The 15396-nt window shown below is 65.3% G+C and carries 13 protein-coding genes; 3 read left to right on the top strand and 10 right to left on the bottom strand.

The window, feature by feature from the left end:
- Positions 1-15 precede the first annotated feature (15 nt).
- From KW835_RS12190 to KW835_RS12180, 3 genes are all read right to left on the bottom strand, one after another.
- Positions 16-417, bottom strand: a complete 402-nt coding sequence (locus KW835_RS12190; protein WP_218382641.1) for a thioredoxin family protein — start codon at positions 415-417, stop codon at positions 16-18.
- Positions 418-495: 78 nt separating this feature from the next.
- On the bottom strand, positions 496-1791 hold the full coding sequence (locus tag KW835_RS12185; protein WP_218382640.1) for a cytochrome c: 1296 nt from the start codon (positions 1789-1791) through the stop codon (positions 496-498).
- Between the two features lie 17 nt (positions 1792-1808).
- Positions 1809-2567: a c-type cytochrome gene (locus tag KW835_RS12180; RefSeq protein ID WP_218382639.1), complete on the bottom strand. Its 759-nt coding sequence runs from the start codon at positions 2565-2567 to the stop codon at positions 1809-1811.
- Positions 2568-2763: 196 nt separating this feature from the next.
- On the opposite strand from KW835_RS12180, the gene KW835_RS12175 reads away from it, so the two are divergent.
- Both KW835_RS12175 and KW835_RS12170 read left to right on the top strand, forming a co-directional pair.
- Positions 2764-4263, top strand: coding sequence for a PLP-dependent aminotransferase family protein (locus tag KW835_RS12175; RefSeq protein WP_218382638.1), 1500 nt, complete (start codon positions 2764-2766; stop codon positions 4261-4263).
- 213 nt (positions 4264-4476) lie between these two features.
- Positions 4477-4830, top strand: a complete 354-nt coding sequence (locus KW835_RS12170) for a hypothetical protein (protein WP_218382637.1) — start codon at positions 4477-4479, stop codon at positions 4828-4830.
- A 219-nt stretch (positions 4831-5049) separates the two neighbouring features.
- Here the strand turns inward: KW835_RS12170 and KW835_RS12165 are convergent, their stop codons facing one another.
- From KW835_RS12165 to KW835_RS12135, 7 genes are all read right to left on the bottom strand, one after another.
- Complete coding sequence (locus KW835_RS12165; RefSeq protein WP_218382636.1) at positions 5050-5619, bottom strand: sugar O-acetyltransferase; 570 nt, start codon at positions 5617-5619, stop codon at positions 5050-5052.
- A gap of 39 nt (positions 5620-5658) precedes the next feature.
- Complete coding sequence (locus KW835_RS12160; protein ID WP_218382635.1) at positions 5659-6825, bottom strand: Gfo/Idh/MocA family protein; 1167 nt, start codon at positions 6823-6825, stop codon at positions 5659-5661.
- Between the two features lie 169 nt (positions 6826-6994).
- A complete protein-coding gene (locus tag KW835_RS12155; protein ID WP_218382634.1) occupies positions 6995-8008 on the bottom strand; it encodes a sugar phosphate isomerase/epimerase in 1014 nt (337 codons plus the stop codon).
- Between the two features lie 406 nt (positions 8009-8414).
- Positions 8415-9404 (bottom strand): substrate-binding domain-containing protein, encoded by a 990-nt coding sequence (locus KW835_RS12150; protein ID WP_056172273.1) that lies wholly within the window; start codon positions 9402-9404, stop codon positions 8415-8417.
- 424 nt (positions 9405-9828) lie between these two features.
- Positions 9829-10881: an ABC transporter permease gene (locus KW835_RS12145; RefSeq protein ID WP_218382633.1), complete on the bottom strand. Its 1053-nt coding sequence runs from the start codon at positions 10879-10881 to the stop codon at positions 9829-9831.
- Positions 10862-12352: a sugar ABC transporter ATP-binding protein gene (locus KW835_RS12140; RefSeq protein ID WP_218382632.1), complete on the bottom strand. Its 1491-nt coding sequence runs from the start codon at positions 12350-12352 to the stop codon at positions 10862-10864. Before KW835_RS12140 ends, KW835_RS12145 begins: the two co-directional genes overlap by 20 nt.
- Entirely contained in the window at positions 12349-13596 is a 1248-nt protein-coding gene (locus tag KW835_RS12135; protein ID WP_370633619.1) for an ROK family transcriptional regulator, read from the bottom strand. The genes KW835_RS12140 and KW835_RS12135 overlap by 4 nt, the downstream gene beginning before the upstream one ends.
- A gap of 376 nt (positions 13597-13972) precedes the next feature.
- On the opposite strand from KW835_RS12135, the gene KW835_RS12130 reads away from it, so the two are divergent.
- On the top strand, positions 13973-15280 hold the full coding sequence (locus KW835_RS12130; protein ID WP_218382631.1) for a HEPN domain-containing protein: 1308 nt from the start codon (positions 13973-13975) through the stop codon (positions 15278-15280).
- Positions 15281-15396: the final 116 nt, after the last annotated feature.

The raw sequence follows: 15396 nt of genomic DNA, 5'->3' as shown, positions 1-15396 counted from the left end.
GCACAGCGTGCCGCGCTACGTAAGGCGCGCAGCGCGCACGCGCTCGAACACCGCCTGCGCCTCGCCTCCCACGCCGGCAGCGCCTGGGGTGCCCGCCTGCAAACTGGCCAGCAGCCGCGCCAGCACGGGCGCCTGCGGCAGCAGCGGCCCCAGGAACAGGGCGCGCTGGCCGTCGGCGACCAGCAGCGTGGGGAAGGTCTCCACATCCAGGTCGCCCGCCAGCTCGGACTCATCCTCGATGTCCACCCACTCGAAGCGCACCCCGGGGTGCGCACGCGCCAGCTCGTCGAACAGGGGGCGGTACACGCCACAGGTGCCGCACCAGGCTGCGCACAGGCACACGGCCCACCAGCCGCCGGGCGCGGGGGCCGCCGGGCTGGACGGTGTGGATTCGGGCAACGAGGCCGGGCTTTGCATCAACAGGGCTCCTGGGTGGTCTGCATGCGGCGGGGCACCACAGCCGGCAGGCTCCTTCGCCACTGCACCAGCCCCGCGCTACATGCCGCGCCGCTCTCTGGCGCGATAAACCTCGATGGTACCCACACCCGGCGCCCGGTTGCCCCAGCTGTTGCGCACAAAGGTGGCCACCGCCGCCACGTCCTCGTCGCCCAGCAGCTGCTGGAAGGGCGGCATGCCGTGCGGGCGCGGGTTGCCGGCCGTGGCGGGCAGGTAGCCGCCCTGCAGCACCACCCGCACCACGTTGGTCGGGTCTGCCAGCAGCACGGCGCGGTTGCCGGCCAGCGCGGGGAAGGCGCCCGCCTGGCCCTGCCCCTGCTCGCCGTGGCATTGCGCGCACTGCTGCTCGTACACCTTGCTGCCCCGCGCCATGGCGGCGGCGGGCGGCGCGGCGGATGTGGGGGGCGCTGCGCGCTCTGCCTGCTGCGGCAGCGCCTGCAGGTAGACGGCCATGGCGCGCGCATCGGCATCGCTCAGGTACTGCGTGCTGCGGAACACCACCTCGGCCATGGGGCCCAGCACCGACCCGTGCGGGGCCACGCCGGTCTTCAGCAAGGCCACCACGTCCTCGGTGGCCCAGTCCTTGACCCCCGCCTCGGCCGCTGCGTTGAGCGCGGGCGCATACCAGTTCTGCACCGGGATCAGCCCGCCGTTGAAGGCCTTGGCGTCGGCCGTGGCGCCCAGCGCGTTGCGCGGCGTGTGGCAGGCCGTGCAGTGGCCCAGGCCGTTGACCAGGTAGGCGCCCCGGTCGTACTCGGCCGTCTGTGTGGGCGCCGCGTCGGCAACGGCGCTGGCAGCGCCCGGGGCGAAGAACAGCGCGCGCCACACGGCCAGCGCCGACTGCGTGCTGTACGGAAAGCGCAGCGCATGCGCACGGTTGGCGTCGCCCGCTGCGGGCACGCTCTTCAGGTACGCAAAGATCGCGTCCGAATCCGCGCGCGTGACCTGGGTGTAGTTGGGGTACGGGAAGGCGGGGTACAGCAGGCGCCCGTCCTTGCTGCGGCCATGGTGCATGGCGCGCCAGAACTCGGCGGACGTCCAGGTGCCGATGCCCTGCGCCTTGTCGGGCGTAAGGTTGGAGGTGTGCACCACGCCGAATGGCGTCTCGATGCCCCGCCCGCCCGCAAACGGCGCCCCGCCTTGCGTGGTGTGGCAGGCCATGCAGTTGCCGATACGGGCCAGGTACTCGCCGCGCGCCACCAGCGCGGGCGTGCTCTGCAGCGTCTCGGCGGCGGGCAGCGGCTCTTCGCCGCGCAGATTGAGGGTGATGACGGCAGCGGCCGCCACGCCCACGGCGGCCAGCACGCAAGACAGTGTCCAGAGGATGCGCTTCATGAAAACCTCATTCCCTTTCAACGTGTGGCGCCAGTCACCGGCACATCCGCCACGCCGCCGCAGCGGGCGGGCATGGCGGCGGGCAAGGTGGGCGCAGGCTTGCCTCCTCCCACCACCGGCTGGGCGGCCAGCCAGGCCGACACGGCACTCACGTCGTCGGGCGTGAGCTGGCGGGCGATGTCGGCCATGCAGTCGGGCGCATGGGCGCGGCGCTGACCAGTCTTCCAGGCACCCAGTTGGCTGTTGAGGTAGTCGCGCGGCAGGCCCAGCAGACCCGGGATGGACGGCGCTACGCCCGTCATGGCACTGCCGTGGCACGACACGCAGGCAGGGATGCGGCGCGCGGCATCGCCCTGCTGCACCAGCACTCGCCCCTGCTCCAGCGCGGCGGCAGGCGCCTGGGGTGCGGGCGGCGGCGGGTACGGCACGTCTTGCGCGGCAAAGTGATCGGCCATTTCACGCAGGTAGTCGTCGGTCAGGTGCTCGATGAGGTAGGTCATCTGCGGGTAGCTGCGCCGCCCATCGCGAAAGTTGAGCAACTGGTTGGCCAGGTAGCCCGCCGGCTTGCCGGCGATGCGCGGGAAGTAGCCCTCCTGCGTGGCCCGCCCTTCCTTGCCGTGGCAAGCGGTGCAGGCCAGCACGCGCGATGCCATGGCCGCGGCGGGCACCGTGGGCACCGCGGGCGCGGCCAGCGCGCTGGCGCTCAAAGCCGCCACCGCAGTAGCAGCAGACCAGCCAAAAACGGGGCGCAGCAGGCTGCGCAGGCTATGAGTCATGGATTTTTTTCGTGTGGGGATCGACAGGTCGCCAGCCGGGCGGAGCGTTCACCAACGCACGCACCAGCGCACCACGGCACTCTACGCGCAACCCCAAAAGCAGTACAGATTCAGTTTCGAGTTAAAAATACGGATCAGATTGCGCTGCACTCATCACTCCCAAGGCCTCAAGGCCCCAGCCCGTCAGCCCGCACCCATGAAACGCTACGAACGCCACGCCGACGCCATCGCGCAGCTCATCCACAGCGGCGCCCTGCGCCCGGGCGACCGCGTGCCGTCCGTGCGCGAGGCCAGCCGCACACGCGGCATCAGCCCGTCCACCGTGTTCGAGGCCTACTACCTGCTGGAAGCCCAGGGCCTGATCCATGCCCGCCCGCGCTCGGGCTACTACGTCAGCAACCGCTTGCCTACCGCAGGGCTGCGCCCCGCCGAGCCCCTGCCCTCGCAACCCGCACACACCTCCACCGACGTGGCCATCAGCGACCTGGTGTTCGAGGTGCTGGGCCTGGCGCGCGACCGCGACCTGGTGCCGCTGGGCTCGGCCTTTCCAGGGCTGGAGCTGTTTCCGCTGGAGCGGCTGGCGCGCTGCCTGGCCAGCGGCATGCGCAAGCTCGACCCCTGGAACATCGTTCAAAGCCTGCCGCCCGGCGACGAACGCCTGCGCCAGCAGATCGCGCTGCGCTACGGCCTGCACGGCAGCGCGGTCGATGTGGAAGAGATCATCATCACCAACGGCGCGATGGAGGCCCTGAACCTGTGCCTGGAGGCGGTCACGCAGCCCGGCGACGTGGTGGTGGTCGAATCCCCCACCTTCTACGCCGCGCTGCAGGCGCTGGAGCGGCTGAACCTGCAGGCACTGGAGATAGCCACCCACCCGCGCGACGGCATCGACCTGGCCGCACTGGCCGAGGCGCTGGAGCGCCAGCCGTCCCACCAGCGCATCAAGGCGTGCTGGCTCATGCCCAGCTTTCAGAACCCCCTGGGCAGCCTGATGCCCGAGGCCAAAAAGCGCGAGCTGGTCGCCCTGCTGGCCCGCCACCAGGTGCCGCTGATCGAAGACGACGTGTACGGCGAGCTGCACTTCGCCCCGCACCGGCCTCCTCCGGCCAAGGCCTTCGACACCGAAGGCCTGGTGATGCACTGCAGCTCGTTCAGCAAAAGCCTCGCGCCCGGCTACCGCGTGGGCTGGGTGGCGGCGGGCCGCCACGCCACGGCCGTGCAGCGCCTCAAGCTCATGACCACGCTCTCGGCCGCCACGCCGTCGCAGCAAGCGCTGTCCGAATACCTGGCCCAGGGCGGCTACGACCGGCACCTGCGCCAACTGCGCCGCAGCCTGGCGCAGCAACAGGCCATTGCGCTGGCTGCGGTGGCCCGGCACTTCCCGGCCGGCACACGCGTCTCGCAGCCTGAGGGCGGGTACTTCCTGTGGGTGGAGCTGCCGGTGCAGGTCGATGCGCTGCAACTGCACCGCCTGGCGCTGCAGCAGGGCATCAGCCTGGCGCCGGGGCAGATCTTTTCGGCCGACCGGCGGTTTGCCCACTGCGTGCGCATCAACTACGGGCACCCGGCACAAGCCCGGTTCGAGGTCGCGTTGCAAACCGTAGGGGCACTGGCGAAAGCGCTGGTTTCTGGCGCACCAGCGGGTGATGCTCACCAGGAAAATCAATCCATTGTTCACAACCAAATCAACCATTGATTGAATCCTGCCAGGCGTGCCGCCCCCTGCGCCCTCAGCACGCCTTGGCTTGCAGCCACCTGACGAAACGCTGCCGCGTTGGAAAGGCCCAACCTCGGGTTCTCCCGCCCTCGGCATGGCTCTTGCAACGGCATACTGACGCCCGCCCGCCACCTTGGGCAGCGCTACCAGCCTGGTGACCGCCAGCACCCACCACCCACCCCACGCCCCACCATGGCAACACCCCAGCATGTCCCGTTTCTGACTGTGGAAGACGAAGATGACTGGGTTGTCTCGTTCGCACTGGGCCCGCTGGGCGCCAGCCGCCTCACGCTCACGCGCACGCCGCACCTGGAGTTCATGCTGCGGCCCGAACAACGGGGCGTCTCGGTCGCTCCGATGGAGGCTGGCCAGCGCGCCACCCTGCTCGTGGCCGTGCAGTGGGGCCACAAGTGCGTGGATGTGGTGTCCACTGCCAAGCGCTACAGCCTGGACATCAGCAAGGTGGACAGCGCCACGCGTGCGGCGGCGCTGCGGGTGCTGGGCAAGATGAATTTCGACCAGCGGTTTCAGTTGGCGAATGCGTGAGTTCGCGTCGGTGACACCTGGGCAGCGCTCAAACGCCTGCACACCCCATCTCTCAATCCCCGACCGTTCGGGCCGAGCTTGTCGAAGCCAGGGCACACGCGCCCCCCATTGGCAGCCCTTCGACAGGCTCAGGGCGAACGGGGTCAGGCAAGCGCAGCGCGCCGACCATCACCGTCACGGGTTTGCAAGCACCGCGGCCTCACCCGCCCCCCACCGCATTCACACCACCAGCGGATCCAACGACTTCACCACCCGGCACGGATTCCCCGCCGCAAACACCCGCGCCGGCACATCGCGCGTGACCACGCTGCCCGCGCCGATCACCGCGCCATCGCCAATCGTCACACCCGGGCAGACGATGGCGCCGCCGCCGATCCACACGTCCGCGCCAATCGTGATCGCCACGCCCAGCTCCAGCCCGCCCGCACGCTCCTCGGGCGACATGGGGTGCGATGCGGTGAAGATCTGCACGCCCGGCCCCATCATCGTGCGCGCGCCGATGTGCACCGGCGCCACATCCAGCACCACGCAGTTCACGTTGCAGTACACGCCCTCGCCCAGCGTGATGTTGTAGCCGTAGTCGCACTGGAAAGGCGGCGTGATGGCCACGCTGGCCGGCACGCCCGGCACCAGTTGCGCGACCAGCGCCTTCACCGTGCCTGCCGTGTCGGGGCGGGTGGTGTTGATGTCGTGGCACAGCTGGCGCGCGCGCAGGCGGTCGGCGGCCAGCTCGGGGTCGGCGGCGTTGTAGAGCTTGCCGGCGATCATCTTGGATTTTTCAGAGGTCATGGGCCATTGTCCCAGCCCTGCCACGCCAGTCCGGACGGGTCAGCCCAAGGGCGTCCACTTGCGCTCGCTCGCGGCGGACTCCACCACCTTCTCGATGAAGCGCACGCCCTCGGCCCCGTCTTCCACACTCGGGTAGTCGGCCTCCAGCGCGCTGGCGGTGCGCCCTGCAGCGCGCGCGCGGATGTCGGCCGCCACGCCCAGGTAGACATTGGCAAACGCTTCGATGAACGCCTCGGGGTGCCCCGCCGGAATGCGTCCCGCGCGCAGGGCCGATTCGCTGAGCCACGGCGAGCCGCGCGTGAGGATGCGGCGCGGCCCGTCCACCGGCGAATGCACCAGGTGGTTCGGGTCTTCCTGGCGCCAAGCGAGGGTGCCCAGCGTGCCCGATATCTGCAGGCGCACGTCGTTCTCCAGCCCCGCCGCCACCTGCGACGCCACGATCACGCCGCGTGCACCGCCCGCGTAGCGCAGCAGCAGCTGCGCATCGTCGTCCAGCCGCCGGCCGGGGCCGAAGGTGGTGAGGTCGGCGCACAGCGCCTCGGGCCGCAGGCCGGTAACGGTGGCGGCCAAGTTCTCGGCATGCGAGCCGATGTCGCCCATGGTGCCCACCGCGCCACTGCGGGCAGGGTCCAGCCGCCAGTCGGCCTGCTTGTTGCCGCCGCCCTGCTCCACCGCCGTGGCCAGCCAGCCCTGGTTATATTCCACGGTGACCTTGCGCAGCGTGCCCAGGGCGCCGCTTTGCACCAGGTGGCGGGCCTCGCGCACCATCGGGTAGCCGGTGTAGTTGTAGGTCACGCCGAACACGGTGCCCGCCTTCTTCACGGCGGCCACCAGCTCTTCGGCCTGCGCGCTGGTGTGCACCAGCGGCTTGTCGCACACCACGTGAAAGCCCGCCTGCACAAAGGCCAGGGCCACGGGGTGGTGCACGTGGTTGGGGGTGACGATGCTCACCAGGTCGATGCGCTCATCGGGGCTGCGGCGCAGCTCGTCGGCCAGCAGGTCCTGCCAGCTGCCGTGGTTGCGGTCGTCCGCCAGACCCAGTTCGGCGCCGGATGCGCGGGCCCGCTCGGGCGATGACGAGAGCGCACCGGCCACCAGCGCGAACTGGCCGTCGAGCGCCATGGCCTTGCGGTGCACCGCACCGATGAAGGCGCCGTGGCCGCCGCCCACCATGGCGTAGCGGAGCTTCCTGACTTCACTGGACATATGGAAGGCCTTTGTTTGTTGTTCTTGGTTCGCTGTTGTCGTCACCACCCGGCCGTTCGCCCTGAGCTTGTCGAAGGGCCGTCAAACACCCTGCCCCGGCTTCGACGGGCTCGGCCCGAACGGTGAGGGAGCGGACGGCGGCTGAATGGTGGAGATGGCGGGAGAGCATTCACACGTTCTGCTGGTCGCGCGCAAACACTGCATCGAACGCACCCGCCGCCGGCTTGAAATCCAGCCGCTTGCAGAACGCCGCGCTCTCCGTGGCGCCATGCACGCGGTCCATGCGGCTGTCTTCCCACTCCACCGAGAGCGGGCCCTGGTAGCCGATTTCGTTGAGCGCGACGATGATGGATTCGAAATCGATCATCCCGCGCCCCACGCTGCGAAAGTCCCAGGTGCGCCGCGCGTCGCCAAAGCTGGTGTGCCCGCCGAAGGTGCCCACCGTGCCGTCGCCCTTGCCCCACCACACGTCCTTCATGTGGGCGTTGTAGATGCGGTCAGCGAACTGGCGGATGAACTTGATGTAGTCCACGCCCTGATAGGCCAGGTGGCTCGGGTCGTAGTTGAAGCCGAATCGCCGGTGCTGGTTGACCGCCGCAATGGCCCGCTCGGCCGAGGCGATGTCGAACGCGATCTCGGTGGGGTGCACCTCCAGCGCGAAGTTGATGTCGTGCTCCTCGAACACATCGAGGATGGGGCCGAAGCGGTCCGCGAAGTCCACGAACCCCTTGTCCCAATACGCCTGCGTGGTGGGCGGAAACGCGTAGATCGAATGCCACACCGACGAGCCCGTGAAGCCCGTGACCGTCTTCACGCCGAACGCTGCGGCCGCACGCGCCGTGTCGGCCAGTTCGGCGGCGGCGCGCTGGCGCACGCCTTCGGGCTCGCCGTTGCCCCACACGTGGGGCGGCAAGATGGCATGGTGGCGCTCGTCGATCAAGTCGCACACGGCCTGGCCCACCAGGTGGTTGCCGATGGCAAAACATGCAAGGCCGTGCTGGGCCAGCAGCGCGTGCTTGTCCTTCACGTACTGGGGCGACGACAGCGCCTCCTGCACGTTGAAATGGTCGCCCCAGCAGGCCAGCTCCAGGCCGTCATAGCCCATGCCCCTGGCCAGGGGCGCGAGTTCTGCCAGCGGCATATCGGCCCACTGGCCGGTGAAAAGGGTGACGGGTCTGGGCATGGTGCGTGCGTCCTGGTTATTCGGTCCACCCACCGTTCAGCCTGAGCTTGTCGAAGGCCGGGCACGATAGGTCGCCGGCTTCGACAGGCTCAGCCCGAACGGGCGGGGGTGGTGTTGAGCCATTCGGGTCGTAGTGACTGCCATGGCTTTTGTCTGGCAATCGTTGAATTCCAACCTCCGAACCTGCCAACCGTTCAGCCTGAGCTTGTCGAAGGCCGGACACGCCGGGTGCGGCTTCGACAAGCTCAGCCCGAACGGGCGGGGGTGGATTCGGGTTCGGGTTCGGGTTGGATGGGTTGAGAGCCATGGCCTCCACTTGCCCAGCAAGCAGTTACTGCTATATTTTTAGTAGCTGCTTGCGCTTACCAGACAAGCGGTAGAGGCCTTTTTTATCTCAAAACCACCATCAGAACGGCGAGTCGGGGAAGTAGAAGTTCTTCGCGTTCTCTTTGGTGATCAGCACCGACGGGATGATCGTCGTCGCAGGCAGCTTCTCGCCCTTGATGCGCGCCTCGGCCGTGAGCTTGATCGAGTCGTAGATGAACTTGGGGCTGTACGACACATTGGCCTGGATCAGCGGGTTGCTGCCGTCGGCCAGCGTCTTGATCATGCCCTTGGCACCCGCGCCGCCGAACACCAGCTTGATGTCCTTGCGCTTGGCCTGCTCGATGGCCTTGAGCACGCCCACGGCCATGTCGTCGTCGGCGGCCCACACCGCGTCGATCTGCGGGAAGCGGGTCAGGTAGTCCTGCATCACCTTGAAGGCGTCGTCGCGGTTCCAGTTGGCGTACTTGGCGTCCAGCAGCTTGATGTCGGGGTGGTTCTTCAGCACCGCGTTGAACGCGTCCATGCGTTCGTTGTCCAGCGTGGTCGCAATGCCGCGCATGGCCACCACGTTGCCCTTGCCGTTCAGTGCCTTGGCAATGTACTCGGCCGGGATCTTGCCGAAGGCCGTGTTGTCACCGGCCACGTACGCATCCTGCGCGCTGGTGTCGGTCAGGCCCCGGTCCACCACCGTCACGTACACGCCCTTGGCCTTGACCTGGGCCACGGGCTTGGTCAGCGCCGCCGATTCGAACGGGAAGATCACCAGGGCGTTGATCTTGTTCACCGTCACCAGGTCCTGCAGCTGGTTGGCCTGCTCGGGCGCGCCGCCCGCCGTCTTCACGATGACCTGCAGGCCGGGGTGGGCCTTCTCCAGGTCCTTCTTGGCCTGGTTGGCCCAGTACACGATGCCGCCCGTGAAGCCGTGCGTGGCCGATGGAATGGCCACGCCCACCACCGTCTTGTTGGCCTGCGCCATCGCAGGGCCGGCCAGCGCCAGAGCGGCGGCGGCGCCCACGGCCGAGAGGGCCAGGCGGCGGGTGAAGGACGAAGTAGATGTCTTGCTGTTCATGATGCGTTGTCTCCTGTTGCTGTTGCTGTTGCTTTGCTGAAAATGGCCATGAAAGCCTGGCCGACTGGGGAACACTGACGAAATCAAAAACCGGTGGAAGCGCTTCGGAACGGGTGCAAGCACCTTGGGCCTGCGCCACTACCCCGTTCGCCCTGAGCCTGTCGAAGGGCTGTCACGATGGGGCGCGAGTGCCCAGGCTTCGACGGGCTCAGCCCGAACGGTTGGGGGATTGCCGGAATCCAGCGCAGTGCGCTCGCCCTGCCCCGTTCGCCCTGAGCCTGTCGAAGGGCTGCCACCATGGGGCGCGAGTGCCCAGGCTTCGACAGGCCTGTCCTGAGCCCCGTCGAAGGGCTCAGCCCGAACGGTTCGGGGGTCGGGGCGGCCTCGCGGGGCGAATGAAAGGAATGAAGTGGCGACACGGCCATCACCTCTTTCCACGCTGCATGAACGCCACCGCGATGATCACAAACCCCTGCACCGCCGCGTTCAAATACACGCTGATGATGCTGGTCAGGTTCAAGATATTGCTGATCACCGACAGCAGGATCGCGCCCACCACCGTGCCGGTGATGCTGCCCGCCCCACCCTTGAGCACCGTTCCGCCCACGATCACCGCGGCGATCGCCTCCAGCTCCCACAGCAACCCCGTGGTGGGCGATGCGGACCCCAGGCGCGGCACGTACAGCAGCGTTGCGATGCCCACGCACACCCCGAGCAGCATGTAGGTCAGGATCTTGATCTTGTGCACGTCCACCGCCGCGTACTGCGCCACCTGCTCGTTCGAGCCGATGGCCTGCACATAGCGGCCATAGGCCGTGCGGTTCAGGATGACGCCGCCCACCACCGCCACCAGCAAAAAGATCCACACAGGGATGGGCACACCCAGCAGGTTGGCGTAGTACACCGGGCTGTAGATGTCCGACAGGTCGTTCTCGAGCGTGATGGCCCCGCCGTTCGAAAAATACGTGAGGTAGGCGCGGAAGATGCCCAGCGTGCCCAAAGTGACGATGAAAGGCTCGATGCGGCCCTTGGTGATCAAGAGGCCGTGCACCAGCCCGAACACCGCGCCCAGCACCACCGCCAGCAGCATGCCCACCACCACGGCCGCCATGGGCGAGCCCAGCACGGGCGCCATCGCGTTCATGAACAGGATGACCGAGCCCGCGATCAGCGCCGCCATCGACCCCACCGACAGGTCGATACCGCCCGAGATGATGACGAAGCACATGCCCACCGCGATGATGCCGATGAAGGCCGTGCGTGTGAGCACGTTCATCACGTTGTCGTAGGTGGCGAAGTTGCTGTTGAGCAGCGTGCCCGCAATGCACAGCAGCACCAGGCCGATGACCGGGCCCAGGCCGTGCAGCTTGCCCCACCAGGCGCTGGCACCTGTGGCCGCAGCCGCCGCGTGGCGGCTGCCGCCGGCCTGGGGAGCAGCGGTGTTTTCAGCCGGTAAGTTAACGGGTGCCTGTGGCATGTGCGATCAACTCCTCTTCGGTCAAGTTTGGCTCTTGCAGGGTGGTCTGCAGCCGCCCGGCGCGCATCACCGCCACGCGGTGGCACAGGCCGATCAGCTCCATCAGTTCGGACGAAATCACCACCACCGCCAGGCCCTGCTCTGCAAGGCGCTGCACCAGGTGGTAGATCTCGCGCTTGGCGCCCACGTCCACGCCGCGCGTGGGCTCGTCGAGCACCACCACGCTGGGGCCGGGGTGCAGCACCTTGGCCAGCGCCAGCTTCTGCTGGTTACCGCCCGACAGCGACGACGCGCGCACCTCCAGCGAGCCGGTGCGGATGCCGAACTCCTGCACCGCATCGCGCAGCACGGCCTGCTCGGCCGCCGGGTCGAGCCAGGGCTTGGCATAGCGCTCCAGCGCCATCAGCGTCAAGTTGGGCCGCAGGCTGAAGTGCACGTGCAGGCCCTTGCCCTTGCGGTCTTCGCTCAGATACGTGAGGCCGTGGCGCGCCGCATCGCGCGGGCTTTTCAAATTCACCGGCTTGCCAGCAATCTCCACCGTGCCGGCAGAGCGCGGGCGCAGGCCCAGCAGGCCCTCGAACAGCTCCGTGCGCCCCGCGCCCACCAGCCCGGCAAAGCCCAGAATCTCGCCGCGCCGCACCTCAAAGCTCACGTCCTCGGCCCAGCCCGGCACCGTGAGGCCGCGCACCTGGATGGCCGGCGCGCCATCCTGCGGTGCGGGCAGCTTGGGCGGGAACAGATCAGCCAGCTCGCGGCCCACCATCAGGTTGGCCATCTGCCGCCGCGTCACGCTGGCCGTGGCCTCACGCGCCACCAGCAGGCCGTCGCGCATCACCACCACCTCGTCGGTGGTGCGTTCCACCTCATCGAGCTTGTGCGATATATAGATGATGGTCACGCCCGCCGCCTTCAGGCCGGCCATCAGCGTGAACAAGCGCTCCGTCTCGCCCGGGGTCAGCGTGGCGGTGGGCTCGTCCATGATGAGCAGGCGCGCATTGCGGGCCAGCGCCCGGGCAATCTCCACCAGTTGCTTCTCGGCCACGATGAGCTTCTTGACCCGCGTGTCCGGGTCCAGCGGCAGGCCGACTTTCGCAAGCGCCTCGCGCGTCTTCTCGCGCATCGCCTTGTCGTCCAGGAAGGGGCCGCGCTTGATCTCGTGGCCCAGAAAGATGTTCTGCGCAATCGTCAGGTCGTCCGCCAGGTTGAACTCCTGGTGGATCAGCACAATGCCCTGCGCCTCGGCCGCGCGCGAGCCGCCGCCGGGGGCACGCACCGCGCCATCCACCACCACCTCGCCGGTGGTCGGGCTCTCGTATCCCGCCAGAATCTTCATCAGCGTGGACTTGCCCGCGCCGTTCTCGCCCAGCAGGCCGTACACACGCCCCGGCTGCAGCGCAAAGCCCACCCCGTGCAGCACGCGCACCGGGCCGAACTCCTTGGTCACATTGCGAAACTCGACAGCGACGCTCATCGTGTGGCCCCCACGGCACTGCCCGCTGTTGCAGGCACAGGTGAACGCGGCGACAGCGCCAGGCTCTGCTGCATGGCCAGCACGCCCGCGCCCACCACACCGGCATCGTCGGCCAGCGGCGCGTATTGAATCTCCAGGTGCCGCGTAGAGAGCGCCAGCGACCGGTGGTACACGCTCTGCCGCACCGACGCCAGGAACAGCGGCCCCATGTCCGTCACCCGCCCCGCAATGAACACATGCGACGGGTTGAAGAAGTTCACGATGGACGCCAGCATCTGCCCCACCAGGCTGCCCGCGCGCTGGATGATGGCGTTGGCCGCCACATCGCCCGCACGGCTGGCCTGGGCCACGTCCTCGGTGGTCAGCGTGCCGGTGGCCTGCAGGCGCTCGGCCAGCATGGCGCTCTCGCCACGCTCCACGGCCTCCATCGCCATGCGCGCCATGGCGGGTGCGGCGGCCATCGCCTCTACACAGCCTTGGTTGCCGCAGTGGCAACGCGGCCCGCTCTGGTCCACGCAGATGTGGCCCACGTCACCGGCCGAGCCATTGGCACCCCGGTACACCTGCCCGTGGCAGACTATGCCGCAGCCAATGCCCGTGCCGACCTTGATCACCAAAAAGTTAGGCAGATTGCGCTGCAGCCGCCACAGCTCGCCCAGCGCCATCAGGTTCACGTCGTTGTCGACAAACACCGGCGCGGCAAATGCCTCGCGCAGGTAGTCGCGGATGGAAAAGCCGTCCCAGTCGGGCATCAGCGGCGGGTTGACCAACTGGCCGCTTTCAAAATCCACCGGCCCCGGCACGCCCATGCCGATGGCGATGACCTGCGAAGCCTGCATGCCGCAGCGCGCCAGCAACTCGCGCATCAGCCCCCGCACCCGCGCCAGGATCACGCCCGGCCCCTGGCGCACGTCGATGGGCTCGCGGTGCCGCGCCAGCACCGTCATATCGGGCCGCATCACTGCCACCTGCATGCTGGTGGCGCCCAGGTCGGCACCAATCACCACGCCCAGGGTTTCGCTCAATCGCAGGGTTTCGGCCCGCCGGCCGCCAGAAGACTCCTGCAGGCCCACCTCGTCGAGCAGGCCTTCGTCCAGCAGGGCCGCCACCATGGCGTTGGCCTTGCTCTTGGAATAGGCCAGACGCTGCGCGAGCGCATTGCGCGACGCGCCTGCGGACCAGAAGATGGTCTGCAAGACGCCCAGATCTTCGGCGCCGCAGTGACTCCAGCGGGTGGATGGCAAGGCTTGTCTCCTGTCGTTGTTGTGCAGCACCTCATGGGGGTGGGTACTTGGACAGGGATGCTATGCGGTCTACTTTGGCCGGGCAAGACTGAACTTTGACCTAAATTAAGCCTAAGAAGCTTAAAGTTGGTGGGTCACTTGCGTGGGGCAAGCAGCCAACCACATCGGTGCGACTGTTTGCAGCCAATATCCCGCGACAGATAAATGTTGCAAAAATTGTCGTTCGATGAAAACATAAGCATGTACTCAACGTTTGCCCGGGTATGCAGTGTATTTTTAAAGAACTAATCATCGCCTCCTAAGCAATGTGTGCTTCGAAAATGCAACGCTCATACTTATTTTTTTCAACGCTGAATTTTCTCAATTTGGAGCTCGTGTGGCACATAGAGTTGAATATTTAATAACCGTTGATCAAAAAGATCAGTTTTGCAAAACAATCCTTGGCTTTAACAATTTAATTAAAACGATTGAGGGCGTGGCAATTCAAAACACCGATCTTACTTGGTCTGGCCTCAGCATTCAATATGAAGTTCAGGATGGCGAAATACAACGAGATAAACAACGTTTTTTTCACGCCAAATTCACTCTAAACAATGATGAAAAAATTGAGAAGTTTGAAGAACTCCTAAGAAGCGTTAGGGGTGTTTTGTCTAAGGCGGGAGGGCGACCTCCCCAGGTCTTATGGGATGGCGTTAGCTCAAACTACGCAAAAAGTGCTTACCCTTTAGTGCACGAAATTGAAAATACCTTAAGAAAATTGATAACCAAATTTATGCTTATCAATGTTGGATTGGGTTGGACACGCGAAGCCATACCAAAAGAAGTGCAGGAATCAGTAAGAACAAAAGACGCCAAACTAGACCACGATTATTTATACGAAGTAGATTTTATTCAGCTATCGAATTTCCTCTTCAAAGAGTACGCAACAACCAATCCAAACACGATCATAGATCGTCTTCGCCAAGCTCAAAAAATCGAGGACCTAGATCTTGATGAACTTAAGAAAGCGATACCAAAATCAAATTGGGATCGCTTCTTCTCGAAAGTTGTGAATTGTGACAATGAATATCTCCGATCACGCTGGGACAAACTATATGAACGCCGCAATCAAATTGCACACAATCGGCCCATCGGGAGGTCAGAGTACGAAGAAATATCGCGCCTCAAAGATGAACTGCATCCGAAATTCATCCAAGCAATCGAGAATCTCGACCAGCTAAAAATAACGGAAGATGAAAGAGAATTAGTATCGGAGAACGTGGCAACATCCAAGAGCGATAGCTATAGCGATTTTATTAGCAAATGGAATGAATTTCACATGTTGCTTTACAAAATCACCTCCCTCTTATCTAAAGCAGCAGGAAAAGAGGAACTAGTTAAAGCAAATGGAACAAATGTTCGTAACCTCGTTAACATAGTAACTAGGGATTTTAAGGTCTTTTCAGGTGACCAGCGCAAAGAGGTTCAGGATCTCCTGCGCCTACGAAACTATATGGTTCATGAGCCAAGCGTAATCGTTCCGCCTACAGCAATTTCTGAAAATATTGATCGCATTCAGGTTTTAATAAATCTACTCAAAAAGAAAATGTCTGCAATTTCAGAGAGCGGGATAATAAACACTGAAAACGGACCGACCGATCAATTCCATTCTGCAGGCGAACCGGAGGTAAATGAAGAGGCATAGTAAGCGGCACTATCATTGATTCGCTGGTTCTTAATCGGCGATGCAGGCCTCTCGGACTGAGTCCTCAGCCGGGATGCGCCCGCGCCATATCTGCCAACTTTAAGAGCCCGCCCCCC

The sequence above is a fragment of the Acidovorax sp. sic0104 genome, assembly GCF_019219095.1.
Lineage (GTDB): Bacteria > Pseudomonadota > Gammaproteobacteria > Burkholderiales > Burkholderiaceae_C > Acidovorax.
This window is presented reverse-complemented; position numbering and strand designations above follow the sequence as displayed.

Excerpts from the sequence above, each read along its gene's own strand:
- KW835_RS12190 (WP_218382641.1), bottom strand. The coding sequence starts at position 417 with ATGCAAAGCCCGGCCTCGTTGCCCGAATCCACACCGTCCAGCCCGGCG.
- KW835_RS12185 (WP_218382640.1), bottom strand. The coding sequence starts at position 1,791 with ATGAAGCGCATCCTCTGGACACTGTCTTGCGTGCTGGCCGCCGTGGGC.
- KW835_RS12180 (WP_218382639.1), bottom strand. The coding sequence starts at position 2,567 with ATGACTCATAGCCTGCGCAGCCTGCTGCGCCCCGTTTTTGGCTGGTCT.
- KW835_RS12175 (WP_218382638.1), top strand. The coding sequence starts at position 2,764 with ATGAAACGCTACGAACGCCACGCCGACGCCATCGCGCAGCTCATCCAC.
- KW835_RS12170 (WP_218382637.1), top strand. The coding sequence starts at position 4,477 with ATGGCAACACCCCAGCATGTCCCGTTTCTGACTGTGGAAGACGAAGAT.
- KW835_RS12165 (WP_218382636.1), bottom strand. The coding sequence starts at position 5,619 with ATGACCTCTGAAAAATCCAAGATGATCGCCGGCAAGCTCTACAACGCC.
- KW835_RS12160 (WP_218382635.1), bottom strand. The coding sequence starts at position 6,825 with ATGTCCAGTGAAGTCAGGAAGCTCCGCTACGCCATGGTGGGCGGCGGC.
- KW835_RS12155 (WP_218382634.1), bottom strand. The coding sequence starts at position 8,008 with ATGCCCAGACCCGTCACCCTTTTCACCGGCCAGTGGGCCGATATGCCG.
- KW835_RS12150 (WP_056172273.1), bottom strand. The coding sequence starts at position 9,404 with ATGAACAGCAAGACATCTACTTCGTCCTTCACCCGCCGCCTGGCCCTC.
- KW835_RS12145 (WP_218382633.1), bottom strand. The coding sequence starts at position 10,881 with ATGCCACAGGCACCCGTTAACTTACCGGCTGAAAACACCGCTGCTCCC.
- KW835_RS12140 (WP_218382632.1), bottom strand. The coding sequence starts at position 12,352 with ATGAGCGTCGCTGTCGAGTTTCGCAATGTGACCAAGGAGTTCGGCCCG.